We start from the raw sequence: 23,564 nt of genomic DNA on the forward strand, positions 1-23,564 counted from the left end.
TAATTATAAAGCGCTCTTGGAGCGCTTTTTTTATGTCTATTTTTGATAAAATTTACGATCCTTTAAGTTTAAATTATGCTGGATTATATAATTGTTGGTTTAGGTCTTAGTGGCCTGGCTGTAGCTGAAGAACTGGAAAAAAGAAACAAGTCCTTTCTGGTTTTTGAAGACAATTCGCAAAGGTCGTCTTATGTTGCAGGCGGCATATTTAATCCGGTGATTCTTAAAAGATTCACACCGGCCTGGAATGCTGCGGAACAGATGGAAATAGCATTGCCATTTTACAAAAAACTTGAAGATAAGTTACGAGTAGGGTTAGTTAATAAGTGGAATATCTATCGTAGGTTCCATTCGGTAGAAGAACAAAACGACTGGTTCGTAGCCTTAGATAAACCACAAGTAGCTCCGTTTCTTCATCCTGAAATTATCAAAAATACCAATCCCTATCTCAATGCAGAATATTCCTTCGGAAAAGTTCTGAAAACCGGAAATATTGCTACTGAAAATTTACTGGATACTTACAGGAATTATTTGAGAAAAAATGAAAAATTCAAAGAAGAAAGGTTTGATTATGACAGTTTAGAAATTAAACAGGATCATATTCAGTATCAAAATTTTCAGGCTAAAAGAATCGTTTTTTGTGAAGGTTTTGGATTAAAGAAAAATCCATTTTTCAACTATTTGCCCCTTAGAGGAAATAAAGGTGAGTATATAACCATTTATTCCGAAGCTCTTCAGCTTGATTTCGCAATAAAATCTTCAGTTTTTGTGATGCCGTTAGGCAATAATCTTTACAAGGTTGGCGCAACCTATGATCATCAGGATAAAACGCCCGAAGTCACCGCTAAATCTAGGGAACGTCTAGTAAACGATCTTAAAAAACTAATCAGGTGCGACTTTGAAGTGGTAGATCAGGTTGCAGGAATTCGCCCGGCTGTTTCAGATAGGCGGCCACTGGTCGGTTCTCACCCAGCAATTGATAATATATTTTGCTGTAATGGCTTTGGAAGCAGGGGAGTGCTCATCGCTCCTACTATGGCCAAAGCATTAATACATCATATTGAGGAAGATGAAGAACTTGATCCGGAAATAGATCTACGCCGCTTTACAAAAAAACACTTTAAATTTGACTAAGCTTTTCCCGCATTTTTCCTGTAACTCATAAAAAGATTTATCCAGATATTTCGAGAGAGCCTCATAATTATAGGCATAAAAACTATTAATGTCCCTACGATAGCAAAAAACGAAATGAGCAGGCTTGCTTTCAGAATTAAATGGGCAATTATAAAAGCAGCTACAGAGAATGCAATTCCCACTCCGTAACTTACATACATAGCTCCATAAAAAAAAGAAGGTTCTATCTTATATTTAGTACCACAATTACTGCATCGTTCGTGCATTTTAAATACTTTATGCAGTTTATAGGGGTTACTTTCCTTATACATGCTTTCTTCCTGGCATACAGGACATGTGCCGGTTAGAATACTATAAATCTTGGTACCTTTAAGAAGACTCATCTAATTTTTTTAGCATTACAAATTTAAGCATCTTTGCAAAAAAATACGCGTTAATGCTTAATATTCATAATCTTTCGATCTCCTTTCAGGGAGAATATCTTTTCAAAGAAATAAGTTTCAGGCTGGGAGCCGGAGACAGGGTTGGGCTTATTGGAAAGAACGGTGCCGGAAAGTCTACACTATTAAAAATTATTTCAGGAGAACAGGAATATGATTCAGGGCAGATCGCTAAAGATAAGGAACTGAAAATTGGCTTTCTAAAGCAGGATCTGGATTTTGAAAAAGGGCGAACGGTGATTGATGAAGCACACCAGGCATTTGAAGAAATAAAGAAGCTGGAAGCTAAAATGGCTGTCATCAATGAACAACTGGCCACAAGAACAGATTATGAAAGCGAATCTTATAATGATCTTATTCAGGATCTAAGCGAAATAACCCATCAGTATGAAATCATTGGGGGCTATAACTATGAAGGCGAAACCGAAAAAGTACTTCAGGGACTCGGTTTCGAAAGAAAGGATTTTGATAAACTAACAGAGACTTTCTCCGGGGGCTGGAGAATGAGGATAGAGCTTGCCAAGCTTTTACTTCAGAACAACGATATTTTATTACTGGATGAGCCTACCAACCATTTGGATATTGAAAGTATCATCTGGCTGGAAAGTTTCCTTAACAATTATCCCGGCTCAGTCATGCTGGTTTCTCACGATAAAATGTTCCTGAATAACGTTACCAATCGCAGTATCGAAATATCCCTGGGCAGCATTTATGATTATAGAAAACCCTATTCAGAATTTATAGAATTCAGAAAAGAGCTTAGGGAACAGCAATTGGCTGCCCAGAAGAATCAACAGAAGGAAATTGAGAACACGGAAAAACTGATCGATAAATTTCGGGCAAAGGCCAGTAAAGCATCCATGGCCCAATCGCTTATTAAAAAACTCGAAAAGGTAGATCGAATAGAAGTAGATGAAGATGACAATTCGGTGATGAGTGTTAACTTTCCTGTATCTGTAAATCCCGGGAAAGTGGTGATAGAAGCAGAGCACCTGGAAAAGTCTTATGGTGATAAGAAAGTATTGAGGGACATCAATCTCTTGATTGAACGCCAAAGTAAAATAGCCTTTGTGGGGCAGAATGGCCAGGGAAAAACGACGCTTGCGAAAATCATCATTGGTGAGATCGCGCATGAAGGTAAATTAAAGCTGGGGCATAACGTGCAATTGGGATATTTTGCCCAGAACCAAAGTGACTATCTGGACGGTGAGAAAACCGTTCTTAGAACCATGGAAGATGCTTCCAATGAAACTAACCGAACCAAAGTTAGGGATATGCTCGGTGCTTTCCTTTTTCGGGGAGATGAAGTTGAGAAAAAAGTAAAAGTTCTTTCGGGAGGAGAAAGAAACCGACTGGCACTATGTAAAATGCTGTTAGAGCCCTTTAATGTGTTGGTAATGGATGAGCCTACCAATCACCTTGATATTAAATCCAAGAATGTTCTAAAAGATGCCTTGAATAATTTTGAGGGAACTTTGATCATTGTTTCTCACGATCGTGATTTTCTTCAGGATCTTACCAGCAGGGTATATGAATTTAGAAACCATGAGATCAGGGAATATCTTGGAGATATAAATTATTACCTGGAACAACGAAAGCTTCAGGATATGCGGGCAGTTGAAAAGAGAGATAAGGTGAAGGTTTCAAAAACCAAGAACAACAGCTCAGAAAAAGCTTCATTTTCAGATCAAAAAGAAATGAAGAGATTAAAGAACAGGCTTAGTAAAATTGAATCCAATATTACCAAACTGGAAAAAGAACTGAAGTCCAAGGATAAACAACTCGCAAATAATTACGAGGAGACAGTTACCAAACCCGATTTTCTTACTAATTATAATAAAGCTAAGAAGAAGCTCGAAAAATTAATGGAAGAATGGGAGGAAATTCAGTTGGATATTGAGCAAATAAGCTAGAACTTACTTTTTTTCTTTTATCGATTAAACTTTATGGACACTTACCAGTCCTAGTACTACTATGGATACACGCAAGATCATTCTTACCGGTTTGGGCATTGTGCTCATTATCGCTGCTGTTTTTGGCGCCAAGGCTATTATAGATAGCAAAGAGGCTCCAAAACCCAATATTAAAAAGACTGTTAAAACAGTTTTTGTGGATACTATTCAAAATTCCACAGTTTCAATAAATATTCCGGCAAATGGTAATTTGGTAGCCAAAAGGCGGGTGGAGCTATATGCCGAAGTGCAGGGTGTGTTCAGGTACAGTGCGCAGCCGTTTAAAGCCGGGCAGGCTTATAAACAAGGACAAACACTCTTAAAAATAGATGCTTCAGAATATGAAGCAAGCGTACAATCGGCGAAAAGCGATCTTTATAATCAAATCACTGCTATAATGCCCGATTTGAGACTGGATTATCCTGAAATTTTTCCGAAGTGGCAGGAGTATCTGAATAATTTTGATGTGAATAGCTCTGTTCCACCCTTACCAGAACCAACCAGTGATAAAGAGCGATATTTTATAAACGGAAGAGGGATCAATACAGCCTATTATAATATCAAGAACTTAGAGCAACGCCTTATTAAATATCGAATCACTGCACCTTTTGACGGAGTTTTAACCGAAGCACTGGTCACAGAAGGTACGCTTATTAGAAATGGCCAGAAGTTAGGTGAGTTCATCGATCCTGATATTTATGAATTACAGGTTTCCATCGCTAAGCAATATGCAGATCTATTAAGAGTGGATGAAAAAGTGGTATTAACGAACAATAATGGTACTGAAACTTATGAAGGAAGAGTAAGCCGCGTTAATGCTAAAATTGATCAGGCCACGCAAACGGTTAGTGTCTTTATAGAAGTAAAAAACAGCTCTCTCAAAGAAGGGATGTACATGCAGGCTAACCTTGATGCGAAACAAGAAGAGAATGCCATAGAAATAGACCGTAGCCTTGTGAATGACAGGAACGAGATATTTACGGTGAAAGATTCGGTTTTAAAAAGCATAGAGGTCAAACCCGTTTATTTTTCTGATAAGAAAGTAGTTATTAAAGGAGTGCCAGATGGAACGGTGATTTTAAACCGACAGGTTTCTGGGGCTTATAACGGGATGCGTGTTAATATAGCCGGAGAAGAAAACGCTGCTGGCAATAATAATACGTTTAAAAATGCTGAAAGCCTGAATCAATGAGAAAGATCATCAGTTATTTTATCAAATACCACGTAGCGGTAAATATTATGATTATCGCCTTCGTGATATTTGGGGTGGTGGGGATGCTGCGTATGCAGTCGTCTTTCTTTCCTTTGATCGAATCAGAAATCATCAATATCAACATCACCTATCCCGGTGCAGCACCTGAAGAAATTGAGGAAGGTATTGTTCTGAAGATCGAAGATAATTTAAAAGGCCTGGTAGGTGTTGAACGGGTGACCTCGGTATCCAGGGAAAATGGCGGTAGCATTACGGTAGAAATAGATGCTGATGAAGATATTGATGTGATGCTTTCCGAAGTTAAAAATGCGGTAGATCGTGTGCCTAACTTTCCAACGGGAATGGAGCCTCTGGTGGTCGCCAAGCAGGAAAATATCAGAGAAACCTTTGATTTTTTTATAAGTGGTGAAGGGGTTGATCTCGCCACATTGAAACAGATTGGCCGGCAGGTAGAATACGATCTGCGTACTATGGATGGACTGTCTCAAATTGAACTTTCGGGCTTTCCAGAAGAGGAAATTGAGATTGCCGTAAATGAAAATGACCTTCTCGCTTTCAACCTTACTTTTACAGAAGTAGCTCAGGCGGTGGCCCGGGCAAACATACTCACCACAGGTGGGAGTATTAAAACACAGGAAGAAGACTTCTTAATTCGTGCCGACAATAGATCTTACTATGGAAAAGAGTTAAATAAACTTGTAGTAAAATCGCAACCTGATGGGACTACGGTTACTTTAGAAGACGTAGCCACCATTCGGGACCGTTTTTCAGAAACACCAAATGCTTCTTATATCAATGGCCGGGTAGCGGTAAGTGTAAATATTTCTACTACCAATAATGAAGATCTTATTTCAGCAGCAGAAAAGGTTAGAAATTATGTAGAGGAGTTCAATGAAAAGAATGATACGCTACAAATCATTGTAGAGGATGATCGTAGTATCACCCTAAACCAGAGAACACAGTTGTTAATCGAAAATGGGGCTGTGGGGATTCTTTTGGTATTGTTGTTCTTATCATTTTTTCTGAATACGCGCCTGGCATTTTGGGTAGCCTTTGGTCTGCCTATTTCATTTTTAGGAATGTTTATTTTCGCAGGTTCATTCGGGGTGACCATTAATGTATTGTCCCTCTTCGGAATGATCATCGTAATTGGAATCCTGGTAGATGATGGGATTGTAATTTCAGAAAATATTTACCAGCATTACGAAAGAGGTAAAAAACCTGTACAGGCAGCTATAGATGGAACCATGGAAGTTTTGCCGCCGATTCTTTCTGCCATCATTACCACCGTCCTCGCTTTCTCTACATTCTTATTTTTAGATAGCCGTATAGGTCAGTTTTTTGGTGAAGTAAGTACGGTAGTGATATTGACCCTTTTGGTTTCTTTAATTGAAGCTTTGATCATTTTACCGGCGCATATTGCCCATTCTAAAGCACTGGTTAGAGAATCTGAAGAAGAAAAAAAGCAAAAGAAAGGCTTAGCCAAATTGTTTCTGAAGTTGAGGAAATTTAACGAGTATGGAGACCGTTTTATGCAATACCTGCGTGATCGACTTTACGAGCCGGTAATTCGTGTAATTGTGGCCAACCGTTTCTTAAGCCTGTCTGTTTTAATCACTTTATTTATCCTAACTATAGGCTCGGTGATGGGCGGCGTTGTTAATGTTACCTTGTTTCCAAGTATTGCCAGTGACAGAGTAAGTATAGATTTGTTAATGCCGGAAGGTACCAATCCCCAAAAGACCGATAGTATTATTTCTATGGTGGAAGATGCTGCCTGGCGTGTAAATGAAGATTTTACCGAACGACAGACCGGAAATAAGCAGGTGGTACAAAATATAGTTCGTCGCGTTGGTCCCGGAAATAACAAAGCTTCTCTTCGCGTAAATTTATTGCCTGGAGAAGAACGTGATTTTGGTTCGCCAGAAATTACCAATGCCATACGGGATGAAGTTGGAGAGGTGTATGGTGTGGAACGTTTAACCTTTGGCTCTGGCGGAAACTTTGGAGGTAAACCGGTTTCTGTGTCTTTATTAGGTAACAATTTAAATGAGTTAGAGCAGGCCAAAGTTGAATTGAAATCGGCGATGGAAGAAAATCCAACTTTAAAAGATGTAACCGATACCGATCCTGATGGCATTAAGGAAATTACGATAGAATTAAATGAGAATGCGTATGCGCTTGGCCTGAATTTAAGCGAGGTGATGAGCCAGGTGCGGGCAGGATTTTTTGGTCTTCAGGCGCAGCGTTTTCAACGCGGACAGGATGAAATTAGAGTTTGGGTACGTTATGATCGTGGCAATAGGGAATCTATCAACGATCTGGACGATATGCGTATTGTTACTCCTGAAGGAAACCGGGTGCCGTTTGGTGAAATTGCTACTTACAACATAAGACGTGGAACAGAATCCATAAGTCACCTGGAGGGATTGAGGGAGATTCGGGTAGAAGCCGATATGGAAGATCCCGATGCCAGTGCAACCGATGCTATTGCCAACATAGATGAGAATATTTTGCCCGAAATACTGGCTAAATATCCAAGCGTTTCAGTGTCTTATGAAGGTCAGAACCGGGAAGCAGATAAATTAACCAGTTCTGCCAAAAAAGTGTTTCCTGTTATTCTCTTTTTGATATATGCCGTGATAGCTTTCACTTTTAGAAGTTATAGTCAGCCGTTCTTGTTGATGCTTATGATTCCATTTAGTATCATCGGTGTGGCGTGGGGCCATTTTTTACATAGTTTTCCGGTAAATATCCTCTCTCTTTTAGGTATTATTGCCCTGGTTGGAATAATGGTAAACGACGGCCTGGTGCTAATAGGAAAATTTAATACCTATTTGCGTGATGGCATGCGCTTTGAAAAAGCGCTTATTGAAGCTGGAAAATCACGTTTTAGGGCTATTTTTCTTACCTCATTAACTACAATTGCGGGTATTGCGCCTCTTTTACTGGAAAAAAGTCGGCAGGCCCAGTTTTTAAAACCAATGGCCATTTCTATCGCCTATGGTATTTTTGTAGCTACCTTCTTAACTTTGTTGGTATTACCACTGCTTTTATCGCTAACAAATTCAGCAAAAGCCAGGGCTAAATGGTTAAAAACTGGCGAGAAAGTCAGTCGGGAATCTGTTGAACGTGCTATTAAAGAACAAAATGAAGAAGACGAGCGCCAAAACGAATTGGACCAGGCAAATGCTAATTCAAATGGAAAGAAACTTCAACCACAGGATAAATAGGATTTAATGAAATTAATACATTCAATTTTTTATTTTTCAATCATACTTTTTGGTAGTGTTGAAGGTTTTGGTCAAGAAAAGATATTGACGAAGGAAGAAGTAATCTCCCGGGCCCTTGAGGAGAATTTTGGAATTCGGCTGGCCAATAACGAGGTGGAGATTGCTGAAAATAACCAGAGTATATGGAATTCTGGTTACCTTCCTACGGTAACCGGTCTTGCCGGTGCAAACTACGATCTTAATGACCGCTTGACAATTCCGGAAGAGGGTAATGTAGTGGATCAACAAGGCATTGAAAGCAACAGGTACAATGCTTCCATCAATGTGGGTTACACTCTTTTTGATGGATTGGGCAGATATTATAATTACAAAAGCTTAAAAGAGCAATATGACCTTTCACAACTTCAGGCCAGGGAAACTATAGAGAATTCTATTCTTCAGATCATGAGTGTCTATTACGAGATAGCGCGATTATCTGAAAATATAGAGGTGCTGGAGGAAACTTTGGAAATTTCTAAAAACAGGGTTACCAGGGCAAAATACCAGTTTGAATACGGGCAGGTGAATAATCTTGCGGTACTCAATGCTAGAGTAGATGTAAACAATGATAGCGTGGCATTACTGGATACCGAACAGCAATTGAAAAATACGAAGAGAGATCTCAATGTATTATTGGATCGGGAAATTACTGCCAATGAATTTTCAGTAGACACCACGGTAAATTTTATTACAGAATTAGAACTGGAGAATTTCATTAACAAGGCTGAAATAAATAATGTATCGCTGCTTCAAATTGAGCAAAACCTGGAGATAAGTGATTATGATATCAAAATTAGTAAGTCCGGTTATTTACCTAGCATAGATCTCACAGGTTCTTACGGCTGGAATAGGAACCGTAGTGCAGCCACGGCGTTCTTTCCAGGTTCAACTACCACTACCGATGGTTTTGCTGCAGGAGTGAGCTTAAGATGGGATATTTTTGATGGTGGCGCCACCAATGTGCAGATCCAGAATTCAAAAATAAGGTATGAAAGTGAAGAATTGCGTAAACAACAATTGGAGAATGAGGTTAGAAGGGATATAGCCAATGCTTTGGGGAATTATAGGAATAAGCTTTATATTTTAAAGGTGCAGGAGGAGAATGTAAATACTAATCTGGATAATTTTAATCGATCTGAGGAACAGTATAAGCTCGGGAGGATAAGTTCTATTGAATTCCGGCAAGCCCAAATAAATCTTCTGGATGCTCGTACCAGTCTTAATCTTGCAAAATATGATGCAAAACTTTCAGAACTGCAACTGCTTCAGCTAACCGGACAATTATTAAATGTAGAATTGTAGGTTATGTATGAACACTTTTTCCAATGTCCCTACTGCTGGGAGGAGATCTCAGTACTTCTGGATCCTTCTGTTCACAGACAAACCTATATTGAAGATTGTGAGGTTTGTTGTCGACCTATTGAATTTCAGGTGGCTTTTGAAGGGAATGAATTAATTGAATTTCAGGCTTCTGATATTGAACAATAAATTGAATTTTTCATCCACTTAACTCATATAGAATCACTACTTTAGGTTTTTAAATAATTATGGCGATAAGTTTCGAATTGGCAGGTCACGTGGTAGGCATCATGATAGACAGGGATGTGAACAAAGATTATCTCGATGAAATTCACCGTATTATAGAGAAGAAATTAGAACAGCACGAACGTATTAATTTGTTTTGTGAAATTATGCCGGATAATAAAGTGCCTCTAAAATTTCTTGTTGAAAATATTAAATTCAAATTTGATCATTCGGAACAGATTCAGAAGCTTGCAATGGTCACCAATCTGGCCTGGATACGAGGAATTATGGATGTGGATAATTTCTTTTTAAGTACCGAGGTAAAGTCTTTTGAGCTGAAAGACAGGATTGAAGCGATTCAATGGATTTCTATATAAACATTTTTTCAAAAAAGTTTGGAAGAATCCTTTTTTCTGTCTTATATTTGCCGTCCAATATCGCGGGATAGAGCAGTAGGTAGCTCGTCGGGCTCATAACCCGAAGGTCACTGGTTCGAGTCCAGTTCCCGCTACAAAGAAAAAAACCACCTAAATCGGGTGGTTTTTTATTTTTATCTATCTGTTTTCAGAGCCTACTATGGTTCAAGTTCCGTAAATAGAAAAATCAGATGTAGAACATTTAAACTCTCAGTTTTCAATTTCTAATTCAGTCGCTAAATCCAGGCCATCTGCAACAAGGTCAAAAATTTCGCTGTTCTGACTTTCACTTATCACGATTACCCCGTCGTACTGAGTTGCATCGGCCATATGGTTATCGGTAACTCCTGCAAACCATGCAGATGGGTCGAAAGTGATTTGAGCTACGGCCGATTCATTTTCAGCGAAAACTATTGTACCTTCCCTCTCAACTTCGAAAGTTTCTCCTGAATTAAATTCAAAACGAATAGGAGTGCTGGTGCCACCAGGTGATGTATAGGTTCCGGTCAAGACAACTGAAGGCTCATCAGTTTCATCCAAAATCTCTAGTTCCACGCTTACTTCCTCATAAATTCCTGCCGGAATTTCAATAGCTCTGATATCTGGGGAAGGAATACCTGTGGCAAAATCTATGACGACCACTTGCTCTAGTTCAAATTCTACTGATTCCAAATCATTCTCTGATTCAGCTTCGTATTCCATAGCCGTCAATGTGATAAATCCGTCGTCAAAAACGAAATTACCACCTGAAGCTTGCTTGCTAACAGAGGCAGTTTGACCCTGGGTATTAAATAAAGAAGTTACGGTATTGAAATTTACCGATAGTATGGGTTGTGCGGTAGAATTTTCATCTGAGCTACAGGCGGAAAGACTGGCTATTAAGGTGACCATCAGTAGTTTGGAGAATAGATATCTCATTTTTGTAGGTTTAAAATTTCTAAAGTGACAAATATAAAACTAAAACATTATATGTGAGCCAACTGGTGTGAGTTATACCCTATTCTCCTGTTCATATTCTAATGAAGCCAGATCCACTAAATCCTGTATAAACTGTTTTGATATTTTAATTTTTTCCCACTACTACAAATTAATAAAGCCACTCAATTGAGTGGCTTTATTAATTCTAATACTTCTCAAATTTATCGTGGAGTATAACCAAATCTTTGACCGGCAACCGATACTCCTACCATTGCACCTGCTTTTGGCATGGTGGCTACTGCTATACCATCCTTGAAGGATATGGTTTTGGATTTTCCTTTTTCTATTATTACGGCTGTAGCATTTCCGGAAAGTTCATATTCTCCATCTTTAAAATCATCCAGGTCCTCCTGGGTTTCGAAGAAAATTACTTCTCTGTAAGCTTTTCCACCTATCTGAAGTCCTACATCAACTTGCTTCAAATTAGAATACCCAATCATGGTTCCGTTTTCATAAACAATACCATTACCCGATGCCCCTCCAATTATATAAGCACCTTTTCCTACATTAGGAAAAATAGCATATCCTGCAGAGGTATTGAATAATTCCTGCACGTTCTGGTTTGCCTGACTCATTGCTGTTTTTGCCTCGTTTACATCCTGCATTAGATCATCGGCATTTCCGTTTTTGCCAGGTCCACAGCCAACTAAAGCTATAAACAACATTAATAAACCTATTCTATTCAAATTTTTCATAATAACTATATTTTTTTGGTTATTCGAATTTAATGGTTGGAGAGAAGATAAGTTGTTAAGCAGAAGTTATTTAGTATTACTTTAAGTAGTTTTATACAGGAATGTTAATTTAATTTAGAACAGGTTTAAGCCAAAAAAATAAATAATAAAATGCTCAACGCGAATCAGCTTTTTATTTAAGAAGAGGCTAAGCCAAAAGTGATTTTTCAATAAACTTTTGAATTCACCTGAATTGAATATGGCATCAGCATCCTGGCCTATTCCTTACACTTCAATTTTTTCCTGGTTATTTTCGGTATAAAAAGTCTCCAAAAAGAGGAAGATATTTCTTCCTCTTTCCATTCCGTTCGATCCTACTAACGTGGCGGTACGATCTATTTTTCTGCTACCTTTAATTTCAGAATTATCAGTAATCATTTTAAACTTTTAGCCTTATTTAAAGCTTAAAGAAGTATTGGTAACCTATGATTATTTGTTTTAATGCCATTTCACCACCGGTAAAAAGAAAAGTATAATATATCTACAATATTTGCTGGTAATTTAAAAATCGAATCGTTGAGGTCCCCCACGGCGAATTTCTTCGCTGGCATAAGATTCAAATTTTTCAAAATTCTTTCTAAAGGCATTGGAAAGTTTGAATGCAGCCTTATAATAAGCTTGATCATTATTCCAGGTTGCACGAGGGCTTAAAACCTTGTCTGGTACGCCGGGGCATGATCTCGGCTGGGCGACTCCAAATACAGAATGAATATGATATTTTTCATAGGAATACTTCTTATCAAGTTTTCCATCTAAGATAGCATTTACCATTGCCCTGGTATATTCCAGTTTAATCCGTGATCCAACGCCATAAGCACCGCCAGTCCATCCTGTATTGATAAGCCAAACATTGGCGCCACTTGTTGCAATCTTTTCACTTAACATTTCAGCATAAGCAGTAGGATGCAAAGGCATGAAAGGAGCTCCGAAACATGCAGAAAATGACGGTACGGGCTCATCGATTCCAGCTTCGGTACCTGCGATTTTGGAAGTATAGCCAGATATGAAGTGATAAGCAGCCTGATAGGTTGTTAATTTTGAAACAGGAGGTAAAACTCCAAATGCATCTGCGGTAAGGAAGAAAATGTTTTTGGGATATTCCCCGACAGATGGAAGCTGGATATTATTGATATGGTGTATGGGATAACTTACCCGGGTATTTTGGGTGATGGAAGTGTCTTTAAAATCTACCTCTCCGTCGTTTATAATCACATTTTCCAATAAAGCGCCGTTCCGTACAGCCTTATAAATATCTGGTTCAGACTCTTCTTTCAGGTTTATTACTTTGGCATAACAACCTCCTTCAAAATTGAAAATTTTATCTTCAGGGGTCCAGCCATGTTCATCATCACCAATCAATTTTCGAGAGGGATCTGCAGATAAGGTTGTTTTTCCAGTTCCTGAAAGTCCAAAGAATATGGCGGTATCATTATCTTCCCCCACATTTGCTGAGCAATGCATTGGCAAAACATCATGTTCTGTGGGGAGAATAAAATTAAGGGCTGAAAAAATACCTTTTTTAATTTCGCCGGTATATCCCGTACCACCAATTAAGACCGTTTTCTCAGAAAAGCATAAAATGGCAAAATTTTCCTGGCGGGTGCCATGAACTTCAGGATTTGCTTTAAAGCCCGGGGCATCTATCACCGTCCAGTCTTTTTTAAAGTTTTCGAGCTCTTCTTCTTTCGGCCTTATAAACATATTATAGGCGAACAGGTTGGACCAGGCATATTCTGTGATCACTTCCAGTTTTAACTGATATTTTTCTAAAGCCCCGGCATTGGCAAAACGGGTGTATATTTCTTTATCTTCAAGATATTTCAAAACATCCTGTTTTAACCGGCTGTACTTCTCATAACTAAAAGGAATGTTTATCTGTCCCCAATGTACTTTATCTTTGGTTTGATCTTCTTCAACAATAAAGCGGTCTTGTGGAGAGCGTCCGGTAAAGGTTCCGGTATTAATAGCGATACTACCCGTATTAGTTTTCTGGCCGCCCTCCTCTTTTTCTATAATTTTGATTAATTCAGCAGCATCTAATTGATGATGGGATGTTTTGGAATTAGTGTATGGTTTCATAAGGATGCATGGTTATTATTGATATCACAGCAATGTGTAGAAAAAATTATTAATAAACACTATTTTATAGGGTTTTATCAATTTTTATTGAATTCTATAATAAAATTAAGCCTATTTGTTAAAATATAGGTACGAAATTATAGCTTAAATCAACAAATATCAGGGGTGCATTTTTAGAGTTACCAACTAACCTTGAAATACATCGAAATCAAATTCTGAATAAGTTCAGAATTTGCAATTATTTGGATCATGTTAGCATTGAATGTCTAAAACTAAAAGGCATCTATATTCCTAAACCAGACACTACTGATTTATTGTAACTTACCGAATAATTCATTTTTAATATTAAAATTATGAAAATAAAAGTATTGCTTTTGTGTTTTTTCTTAGGATTGGTTTTCTCGATCCATGCACAGGACGAAATTTCCAGCAGAGCATTAAAAGGAGCTACCATTTTTGATGGTAATGGAAATAAAATAGAAAACGGGATCATCCTTATCCAGAATAATAAGATAGTAAGGGTTGGCGATACGGAAATGCACATCCCAGAAAATGCACAAATTATAAATGTTTCCGGTAAATATATTATGCCCGGACTAATTGATGCCCACATTCATTTTTTCCAAACTGCGTTTTTCGATTCAAGACCAGATGCGGCCGATCTAAGAGATAGCATTACGTTGGAAAATGTGGTAAACTATCAAAAGAATCATCCTGAAAGATATTACCAGGCCTATTTGCGATCTGGCATCACCGCCGTTTATGATGTAGGCGATTATATGTGGACTTTGAAGTTTCAGAAGGAAAACGATAAAAATCCTCTGGCGCCGCATACTGCTTCGGCCGGACCGCTAATAACTCCTGCTCCTGAACAGCTGATCAATATTTTTGAGGTAAACGGAGAAAATACCTTTGCCTTTCTAGGATCTGAAGAAGAGGGAAGAAATGCCGTTATAAAAAATTCAGAAGCCGGGGCCACGGGAATAAAAATCTGGGGATTTAAGCCTAAAGATGCTGAATTTGAGAAAAAAATAATGGCAGTTGCAGATGAAATTAAAAATCAGAATAATAAAATGATCGCTCATGCCACCAATTTGACGGAAGCTAAAATGGCGATGAAATTAGGGGCGAAATTGTTGGTGCATAGTGTGAGTGATACTTTGATAGATGCAGAATTTTTGGAATTAATGAAGCAGAACAACACCATTTATAATCCCACGATCATTGTAGGTAAAGGTTATTATAATACGTATAATGCTCTTTTTGGAGAAGGTTTTCAATTGAATGATCCTAATCGGGTAGTAGATTCTAAGACCAGAAATATATTGGAAAATGCTTCAGATTTCAAAAAGTTTTTAAATGCAGGTCGTACTGAAAATATTAAAAATAGATTGGATGATATGTTAAAAAACCTGGAGACAGAAAAAGAAATCATGCTGCAAAACCTCAAGAATGTGTATGATGAGGGCGGAACTATAGTGGTAGGTACAGATGCGGGAAATCCGGGAACCGTTCATGGAATTTCTTATTATGACGAAATTGAAGCTATGCAGGAAGCCGGGATTCCAGCCAAGGATCTCATAATTATGGCTACAAAAAATGGAGCAATGGCTATGGAACGACTGGAAGATTTTGGAACTCTTGAAGCAGGTAAATTGGCAGATTTGATTGTTTTAGAGAAAGATCCTTCAGAAGATATTTCAAATCTCAGATCGATTTCCCACGTGATGCGAAATGGTGTCCTGAGAAATGTAAAAGATGCACGGGATTTTAAACAACCAGAATAAATTTAAAAGTAAAAGCCTTTTTAAGGGATAATGCTAATATTTAAGTTAGAAGCGTTAATCCTTATAAAGGATTAGAAATATATTTGCGGTAGAATTTAGTTAAAAGAAGAAGGGTCGATGTTGTAGGGAGATCGATCCTTTTTTCTTTTTATGGCTTCAAATAATACTACGGGGCACTTTCAATTTTCTTTTCTCAGGCTGTAGTCCTTTATAATTATTTAATAGTGTCCTATAAACATTTTAAGAACGAACCTCAACCGAGTTTCTTAATAGTTCAAAGCATTTTACTACTATCTAGCCTGCTTTTACAAATTTTTGATGTTTCAAAAACACGCAATTTTAAACTTCCTTTATTTATCACGTAAGTTCAAGTCTAATCTTCTGCCTAAAAGCGAAGCGGTCTAGTTCCTTTAGCCGGACATGTGTAAATTAATTCAGAAATTGTAATTATCTGCTAAATACTGCCTCATATTCTGCTTATACAAATCTTTTATTTAACTTTCTCCTCAGCATTTTTAAAGCAGGATTTACGAGATGGAGAAAACCGAAAAAATTTCAGATACTAATATAGATGTTACTATTCCGGTAAAGATTAGCTATCCCATTTTGGATAGATTTTTAAAATCTAAAATGACTGGGGAGATTATTGCCAAGGAAAATTCTGAAGGTAAAAAGTTTAACTACGCCCAAATCCTGAATGTTTCTATTGCAAAAAGTAATATAGAAGGTTTCGACCTTTGTCTGGATATAAATCTGCAAACACTAACCAGTCTTTTTAAAAACAAACAGGTAAAAGTTTTTTTTCATGCTTCTGTGGAGTTACATGAGCAGGAACAAAAGATTTCGCTAAAAGACTACCGCATAGATGGTGAAACAAACAATTGGATTGCAGATCAGGTATTGGAAATGGTGATTAATAAATGGATGTATGAAAAGTTGAAAAGGAAACTGAATTTTAATTTTTTTCCTCATATTCAAGAGCATTTGGAAGCATTGAATAAAAAACTGGAAAATAAGCTGGAAGCTAAAGAAGGTATCAATTTAATTGGATCTATGGAGGATATGAAACTTACGAACTTTAAAGCTGGGGAAAATGATCTTTGGGTTTCCATTACCCTCCAAGGTACCGGAATCATAGAACTTACAAAACTTGAATTTTAATAAAATGAATATTGGTTATGGAATAGGAATTCTCGTTTGTCAAATCCCAAATTATATTCACTAAGGGAAATCCTGTAATTTAAGTAAGATTTTAATTTATGCTTGGATTTAAACTTTTCCCATCGTAAATTTAAATTGTTGTTAGTCGGTAAAACGATAACACGAGGGCTAACTAAATATGCTTTTGTATATTGGTTAGCCTTTTTTGATCTGCCAAATTCCATCGCTTGTCCAAGGGATAGTTGATTACCAGAAACACTTAATTCTGTCTGAAAATTCTTTCATCATTTTGTTAATATCCTCTTAATAAATAGCCTTATAAATCTTTAACTCACAGGGGTTTGTAAATATGATAATTCCTAAATTATCCCTGTTTATATCTATAAAAATTAGAGATTTGGGGCATTTTAAATGGAGAGTTCTGTATTCCTGTTTAATTATTGTAGGAATGACCGGTACTGGTATCGGGCAGAATATTAATTCGGTGGAAAGGATTAAGGCGATAGAGCCTTTTGTTAAAGCTGAAGAAGTGCATATTCAACAGGATTCTAGGGATAATCTCTGGATTACTACTCCTGTAAAGGTCATGGCCTATAATTCAGTAGAGGTAAAAGATTTCAATAAATTTCGCGGTATTCCCCCCGAAATTGGTAGTGAATTTATTCAAACCTATAGTGATTCTGAGGATAAAATATGGCTTTCAGGCAATCAGGGGTTGGCAGTTTTTAATTCCGCGAAAGAGGAGTTTCAGTTCGTTAGCAGTATTACCGGTAGAATTTATTCGATGCTCGAAGATAGCGGCAAGCAGCTTTGGCTGGCTGCAGAGAACGGTATTTTTAAGCTGAACGTCGATTCAGATAAAGCAGATTTTGGAATTTCACGGTTTCTTTCTGAAAATACTATCGCTTCAGATATTATCTTATTCAATAATCAAATGATCTTTGCCGGTGCCAACGGAATTTTAACTATAGATAGGCGCTCTGGGAAATTTAATAAACTGGATATGGGATATTATCAAAATCTCAATATTACCAGTATCCAGGCCCTGGACGATAAAGTGATCTTCGGAACTAAAAATTCGGGTTTGTTTACCACCGATGCCCGGTTTCAAAGTATTCAAAAGATATACTCGTTACCCTATGCAGTTTCCAGTGCTGAAATTACTGATATTGAAAGGTTTGATGATGAAATAATAATAGCTACCAATGGCTCGGGAGTATTCCGTATGAGTGCAGATCTAAAATTAATTGGCAGCGACGAGAATTATCCGGAGCATATTTTTCAGGTACATCTTAATGATCAACACCTTTTATGGTTAGTAGCAAAGGAAGGTTTATATCTTCAGAACTTTTCAGGCTTTGCCATAAAAAAGTATACGCATGACCCTGCTGTTTATTCCAGCCTCGCAGATAATTTTGTTACAGCTGCGCAAACCGATACCAACGGGAATGTATGGTTTGGAACAGGAAATGGTTTAAGCATCTGGAATCCCGAGACAGACCGCTGGAGGCATATTAAAAACCTCAATTACAATCGTCATTTAAAAAAACCAGATGATATCACTGCTATTGTGGCGACAGGAGATCATGTTTGGGTGGCAACTTCAGATGATGGTGTTTATAAAATTAATATACATACCCTTTTACGCGCGCATTATTCCACAGATGCCCTGTACAAAACAAAAATACAATCTGCCAATACCCTTTTCGTGGATGCTAAAAATAATATTTGGATAGGTGGTGAAGAAGGTTATTTAAGCAGGGTGACCGCAAACAATGACATTAAGGCCTACCCGATTAGAGGAGTTAAAGCTATTGCTGAACTTGGGCCTAAGAAAATGATTATCGCCACAAAATCCAGGGTGCATTCCTTAGATCCTGTGTCTGGGCGAATTGTAGATCTGGAGGCGCTCACTGCCAATAAAGAGCTATTGTATTATTCTATAAACGATCTGAAAATTACCCGGGAAGGCCTGGGACTAATTGCTACGGAAGGAGCGGGACTTTTGATGTATGATTTTGAATCAGAAAAAGTAGCTGTCATTAATGAAGAAGAGGGACTTCCCTCGAATAATATAGCTGGGATCGAAGCTGATCTTAATGAAGGGATATGGCTCACCTCTGATAAAGGCCTGACTTTTTATAATCCGGGGGAGGAATCCTTAAAAGTTTTTTCTGAATTCAACGGTTTAACCACCAACGAGCTTACTTCTAATATCACCAGGTTAAATAATGGCTCATTAGTTATTGGAAGTTCTAAAGGGATCAATGTTTTTAAACCGAAAGCAATGTTGGCACAGCAGGAATTCAAGCCAAGGCTGGAATTTAAGAAAATGATCCTGCCTTCAGAAAAAAAAGAGAAAAAAGCCAGTAGACGCCTGGCAGATAGGGGAAAGGTGAAAGTTGATGAAACAGATGGCTTTAAAATAGAATTTGCAGGTATCTCACATTTGGCTCCGGAGTCTATATTGTATTCCTATAAAATGGAAGGTTTTGATGAGGAATGGAGTAAACCTTCTTCAGCCAATACCGCCAGTTACTCGAATCTTGTACCCGGGAATTATACTTTTAAACTGCGCGCAAAACTTAGGGGTGGCTCATGGACAACTCCTGAGGAACTGAATATTCAGGTGATTCCTGTTGGAGGAACCCTAAGCAGCGTTTATTTGTTTATGGGTGTGGGAGTACTTGCTATGATAGTAATTTTTGTAGTTGTCTTTATAAAACGTTCTAAGAATGCCGATTTACAGGCCAGGGCCGAATTAAGGGATCAGCTTAAGAAGGAGTTTAAGAAGCCTGTGGAAAGTGCCGTTCAATCTTTAAGTAAAATTTCGGCTTCTGCAGATGCCGGGAATACGGAAGATCTTCAGCGGTACGCGGCAAGATTTGACGAACTCTTTAATCAAATACTGAACTTCAATTATCATGAATCTGTTTATGAGATTTCCAGGATCAATTTACAAGCTCATCTTCCCCAGATGATAAAAGAAATTGAGCCAATTTATAAACTTAAAGAATTGGAGATGATCATGAACGATCAGTGGGGAGGTTCAGAATTCTATTATAATAGGGAAATGCTGGATAAGATCTTTTTCAGTCTTATTTCAGGAAGTGCGGGATATTCATTTAAACAAGGGAAGATCATTATAAACCTTATCCAGACCAGTGTAGGCGATTTGAAATTACAGATCACCGATAATGGCCGTGGCATTCCCGAGAATGACATCCGGATTTTGGAAAAAAAGAAATTTCTGAGTCCAAATATGAAATTTCGAGACAAGAGCGGACTTAGATATATTTTAAAGGCTCAGGATCTTATAGCCAGGACCGGCGGGAGTTTTAGTTTTGAAACTGAAAAAAATGAAGGTTCCACTTTTACGGCTGTATTAAAGAATAGAAAAAAAGAATATAGAAAAGTGCCGGAGAGGGCAGCGACCATCTTTAAAGCTGAAAAATCCAAAAATTCTCCAAAAACTGAATTTCCAGCAAAGATCAAAGACCTTAGCGAAAGTAAGATCTTAATAATAGAAAGTGAAGCAGAAACAAGAAGCTTACTGGTAAACAGTATAGGGAAGTATTGCCAGGTCTATCAGGCCAACACTGCCGAAGAAGGAATTGAAAAAGCTGGAATGATCTTTCCCGATATTATAATTTCTGCTATCGTGCTACCCGATATGAATGCGTTTCAATTATCAAAAATGCTCAAAAGGAATACCGGCCTAAACCATATCAATATCTTTCTGGTGGCAGGCGAAGAACAGATGATTGGAAAAGACCAATTAGAGGAAATGGTAGAGGTAATAAGAAAGCCAATAGATATAAACCTTCTGCTATCCAAGATTACGGAAATTTTAAGCTGGCAGAACGATTTGAGGACCTCCTATTTGAAGTCTCATGTGGAGGGTAATAAAATAAAATTTAGGACTGAAAGTGACGAACATTTTATTACCAGTCTTAAAGATATTGTGGTTCAAAATATAAGAAATGAGAATTTTTCTGTACATGATCTTAGTGCTACTTTGGGGGTTTCCAGTAACACCCTATTTATGAAACTTAAAAGTTTGGTGAATCTTTCTCCGCAGGATTTTATGGAATTCACAAAGCTCAATTACGCCCACGATCTCATGGAACATACAGATATGAATATTATGGAAGTAGCTTATAAATCTGGGTTCTCCAGTCCGAAGCTTTTCTATAGTTCCTTCAAAAAATTCTATGGATACAATCTGAGTGAAAAAGTAGAGGAAACTAAATTGCCCTAACAAAAATGTGGCTGTCTAGAAAGTCGAAAAAAACGTCATCCTGAATTCACTTTAGCATCTTAACTTATTGTAATTCGAACTAAGTTAGAAGCTAAAGTGAATTCAGCTTGACGAAATAAGGACTTTCTAGACAGCCTCATTAATTTGAAGTAATAAGATAATTTATCCTATTAACTGTACATCACTAAATTCCTTATCTACCACGATGCTTTTTTCATCAGCGTTATACTGAAGGCTCTCTAACTCTATTTCCTGATTTTCAAAAATCACTTTTTTGATCTCGAAAGGCAGACCATGGAATTTTATTTTAAACCTGGAATATGGAGCAGAATATTTTCCGCTTTTATGCTGCTGAATAATAATGGTATCTTCTCTTCCGGTAAGTTTAAAGGTGCGGAGGCTGTAAATATTTTGGCGATATTCATAACCGTCGTGGGAATCTTCATAAAATTCTGAATTTTCCTTGCCTAGTTTGAAATAAACATCGAGATCTATTTCGTCCATGTCTATTTGATCTACATACTGTTGAACCGGATATTTCGGAATTACTGCTCCCTCTTTAATATAGATTGGAATGGTATCTAAAGGTGCATCTACCCACATTTCCTTGCCACCAGTTATTAATTTATCATTCCAGAAGTTATACCATTTTCCTCGTGGGATATACATTCTTCTTCCCTGAACATTTGGTTCCTGTACAGGACAAACCAGGATCTGGTTTCCGAAGATAAATTCATCGGCCCTGTAATGGGTTTGAACATCTTCCTGATCATAATACACCAAAGGTTTCAAAATAGGTAAGCCTTCCTGCACATATTTATAAAATGCCGTGTAAAGGTAGGGTAGCAGTTGATAGCGTAATTCCACGTATTTTCTTGCAATGTCAAGCACTTCCTCTCCAAAGAACCACGGTTCCTGCTCTCCATGATCTCCAGAAGAGTGAACCCTACAGAAGGGGTGGAAAATTCCTAATTGCAGCCATCTCGTATAAAGTTCTCCTGAAGGTTGCTCTGCAAATCCACCAATGTCAGATCCGGCAAAGCTCATGCCGCTCATACAAAGTCGCTGTATCTGTACATTTGCCAGCCATAGGTGTTCCCAACTGGCCACGTTATCACCAGTCCATGTAGAAGTGTACCGTTGTCCTCCAGAATAGTTGGCCCTGGTAATTATAAAAGGCCTTTTAGGAAAATTGAATTTTTTAACCCCTTCATAAGTGGCTCGGGCCATTTGCATTCCGTAGATGTTATGAGCTTTACGGTGGCTACATTTGTGCCCATCATAATCGTGGCGCACATCTAGAGGAAAAGTTTTCCCCGGAACCTCCATTACCGCCGGTTCATTCATATCGTTCCACACTCCTTTTACTCCAATATCTCCAATAAGCTCTCTATATAAACCACTCCACCATTCTCTTACTTCAGGATTAGTGAAATCTGGGAAATAACATTCCCCGGGCCATACTTTACCTCTCATGTAAGGGCCGTCTGCTCTTCTACAGAAATAATCATTTTCCAGAGCCTCTTTAAATATCGAATAGTTAAGATCTATTTTAATTCCGGGGTCTATAATGGCGACTGTTTTAAAACCATCTTCTTCCAATTCCCGTACCATGCGTTTTGGATCTGGGAAATAATCCCTGTTCCAGGTAAAACAGCGAAAACCGTCCATATAATCAATGTCCAGATAAATGGCATCACATGGGAAATTAAGTTCTCTAAACCTGGAGGTGATTTCTTTTACCTTGCTTTCAGGATAATAACTCCATTTACACTGATGAAAGCCAAGTGCCCACATTGGAGGCAGTTCAGGTTTTCCGGTAAGATCTGTATACGTTGTTAAAACATCAGCCATTTGGGGGCCATAGATGAAATAATAATTCATTTCGCCGCCATCAGCCCAAAAACTTGTTACATTTCTTCGTTCGCTACAAAAATCGAAATGCGTTTTAAATGTATTGTCAAAGAAAATTCCATAAGAGGTGTTTGAATGTAATCCCATATAGAACGGTACTGCCTTATAAAGCTCTACCGTATCTTTTCCGTAGGCATATTGATCTGTATTCCACAAACTTAACCTTTTCCCTTTTAAGTTGAAATTCGTAGGTTTGTCACCAAGGCCGAAATAATTTTCCTGGTCTTTTGATGATTTACTCATCTTTACGAAGTTACCTCCAAATTCAAAGCTTTCTTCCCAATGGAAACCAAGTTCATCTTCCAGAATAGGTTTGCCGTTAAGGTCATACATTCCCACCCGTATATCGTCCCTGGCGACCTTGCAAATAAATTTTTCGGTGGTAATCACAATATGGGTTTCGCTTTCTTCAACTTTAAGCTGATTAAATCCGTGAGGATGGTCTTCATCTATGGCATAAGAAAAGTCGTGGTCAAATATTCCGGTGGTGGAATACCGGAGTCTCAGCATATTGTCCCGTAGCACGGTAATTTGAAGTCTTACCCCGTTTTTAGTGATAAAATGAATGGTATCCTGATCATGTTCGTATGATATGAGGGTACTGGGAAAAAGGTTTCCCTTATGTTCTAGTTCTGTATTGGTAATCATAGTCTTGCAATCTTTTTAGCTATCTACAAAAGAAGTTTATTCCCCTGAATT

16 protein-coding genes and 1 tRNA gene are annotated in these 23,564 nt (G+C 37.9%); 11 read left to right on the forward strand and 6 right to left on the reverse strand.

All coding sequences use genetic code 11. The features are described from left to right. Window positions 1-75: 75 nt before the first annotated feature. Window positions 76-1,134: an FAD-binding oxidoreductase gene (locus Q1K34_RS02025; RefSeq protein WP_300434004.1), complete on the forward strand. Its 1,059-nt coding sequence runs from the start codon at window positions 76-78 to the stop codon at window positions 1,132-1,134. On the opposite strand, the gene Q1K34_RS02030 is transcribed toward Q1K34_RS02025, so the two are convergent. Beyond that, entirely contained in the window at window positions 1,131-1,517 is a 387-nt protein-coding gene (locus Q1K34_RS02030) for a DUF983 domain-containing protein (RefSeq protein ID WP_300434005.1), read from the reverse strand. The genes Q1K34_RS02025 and Q1K34_RS02030 overlap by 4 nt on opposite strands. A 53-nt stretch (window positions 1,518-1,570) precedes the next feature. On the opposite strand from Q1K34_RS02030, the gene abc-f reads away from it, so the two are divergent. The 7 genes from abc-f to Q1K34_RS02065 all read left to right on the forward strand — a co-directional run bounded on the left by abc-f (window position 1,571) and on the right by Q1K34_RS02065 (window position 10,046). Next, window positions 1,571-3,487, forward strand: a complete 1,917-nt coding sequence (gene abc-f, locus Q1K34_RS02035; RefSeq protein ID WP_300434006.1) for a ribosomal protection-like ABC-F family protein — start codon at window positions 1,571-1,573, stop codon at window positions 3,485-3,487. 61 nt (window positions 3,488-3,548) lie between these two features. Next, window positions 3,549-4,718: an HlyD family efflux transporter periplasmic adaptor subunit gene (locus Q1K34_RS02040; RefSeq protein WP_300434007.1), complete on the forward strand. Its 1,170-nt coding sequence runs from the start codon at window positions 3,549-3,551 to the stop codon at window positions 4,716-4,718. Further along, entirely contained in the window at window positions 4,715-7,972 is a 3,258-nt protein-coding gene (locus Q1K34_RS02045; RefSeq protein WP_300434008.1) for an efflux RND transporter permease subunit, read from the forward strand. The genes Q1K34_RS02040 and Q1K34_RS02045 overlap by 4 nt, the downstream gene beginning before the upstream one ends. A gap of 6 nt (window positions 7,973-7,978) precedes the next feature. Next, complete coding sequence (locus tag Q1K34_RS02050; protein WP_300434009.1) at window positions 7,979-9,313, forward strand: TolC family protein; 1,335 nt, start codon at window positions 7,979-7,981, stop codon at window positions 9,311-9,313. A 3-nt stretch (window positions 9,314-9,316) separates the two neighbouring features. Then, window positions 9,317-9,499 (forward strand): CPXCG motif-containing cysteine-rich protein, encoded by a 183-nt coding sequence (locus Q1K34_RS02055; RefSeq protein ID WP_300434010.1) that lies wholly within the window; start codon window positions 9,317-9,319, stop codon window positions 9,497-9,499. A 59-nt stretch (window positions 9,500-9,558) separates the two neighbouring features. Continuing rightward, window positions 9,559-9,912, forward strand: a complete 354-nt coding sequence (locus Q1K34_RS02060; protein WP_300434011.1) for an STAS/SEC14 domain-containing protein — start codon at window positions 9,559-9,561, stop codon at window positions 9,910-9,912. A 61-nt stretch (window positions 9,913-9,973) separates the two neighbouring features. Then, window positions 9,974-10,046 (forward strand) — tRNA-Met (locus Q1K34_RS02065). Window positions 10,047-10,161: 115 nt separating this feature from the next. On the opposite strand, the gene Q1K34_RS02070 is transcribed toward Q1K34_RS02065, so the two are convergent. The 4 genes from Q1K34_RS02070 to pckA all read right to left on the reverse strand — a co-directional run bounded on the left by Q1K34_RS02070 (window position 10,162) and on the right by pckA (window position 13,742). Further along, a complete protein-coding gene (locus tag Q1K34_RS02070) occupies window positions 10,162-10,869 on the reverse strand; it encodes a hypothetical protein (RefSeq protein WP_300434012.1) in 708 nt (235 codons plus the stop codon). Between the two features lie 221 nt (window positions 10,870-11,090). After that, window positions 11,091-11,624 (reverse strand): lipid-binding SYLF domain-containing protein, encoded by a 534-nt coding sequence (locus Q1K34_RS02075; RefSeq protein ID WP_300434013.1) that lies wholly within the window; start codon window positions 11,622-11,624, stop codon window positions 11,091-11,093. A 264-nt stretch (window positions 11,625-11,888) separates the two neighbouring features. Continuing rightward, window positions 11,889-12,041 carry a hypothetical protein gene (locus Q1K34_RS02080; RefSeq protein ID WP_300434014.1) on the reverse strand — a complete coding sequence of 51 codons (153 nt, stop codon included), beginning with the start codon at window positions 12,039-12,041 and terminating at the stop codon, window positions 11,889-11,891. A 123-nt stretch (window positions 12,042-12,164) separates the two neighbouring features. Continuing rightward, window positions 12,165-13,742, reverse strand: coding sequence for a phosphoenolpyruvate carboxykinase (ATP) (gene pckA, locus Q1K34_RS02085; protein ID WP_300434015.1), 1,578 nt, complete (start codon window positions 13,740-13,742; stop codon window positions 12,165-12,167). 353 nt (window positions 13,743-14,095) lie between these two features. On the opposite strand from pckA, the gene Q1K34_RS02090 reads away from it, so the two are divergent. The 3 genes from Q1K34_RS02090 to Q1K34_RS02100 all read left to right on the forward strand — a co-directional run bounded on the left by Q1K34_RS02090 (window position 14,096) and on the right by Q1K34_RS02100 (window position 20,951). After that, window positions 14,096-15,529 carry an amidohydrolase family protein gene (locus Q1K34_RS02090; RefSeq protein ID WP_300434016.1) on the forward strand — a complete coding sequence of 478 codons (1,434 nt, stop codon included), beginning with the start codon at window positions 14,096-14,098 and terminating at the stop codon, window positions 15,527-15,529. A 534-nt stretch (window positions 15,530-16,063) separates the two neighbouring features. Next, entirely contained in the window at window positions 16,064-16,690 is a 627-nt protein-coding gene (locus Q1K34_RS02095; RefSeq protein ID WP_300434017.1) for a DUF4403 family protein, read from the forward strand. A gap of 397 nt (window positions 16,691-17,087) precedes the next feature. Continuing rightward, the gene (locus Q1K34_RS02100; protein WP_300434018.1) at window positions 17,088-20,951 is read left to right on the forward strand and encodes a triple tyrosine motif-containing protein; all 3,864 of its coding nucleotides are present in this window, start codon (window positions 17,088-17,090) and stop codon (window positions 20,949-20,951) included. A gap of 162 nt (window positions 20,952-21,113) precedes the next feature. Here the strand turns inward: Q1K34_RS02100 and Q1K34_RS02105 are convergent, their stop codons facing one another. After that, entirely contained in the window at window positions 21,114-23,513 is a 2,400-nt protein-coding gene (locus Q1K34_RS02105) for a glycoside hydrolase family 31 protein (RefSeq protein WP_300434019.1), read from the reverse strand. Window positions 23,514-23,564 lie beyond the last annotated feature (51 nt).

Origin of the sequence: Christiangramia sp., from assembly GCF_029937855.1 — a bacterium.
GTDB lineage: Bacteria > Bacteroidota > Bacteroidia > Flavobacteriales > Flavobacteriaceae > Christiangramia.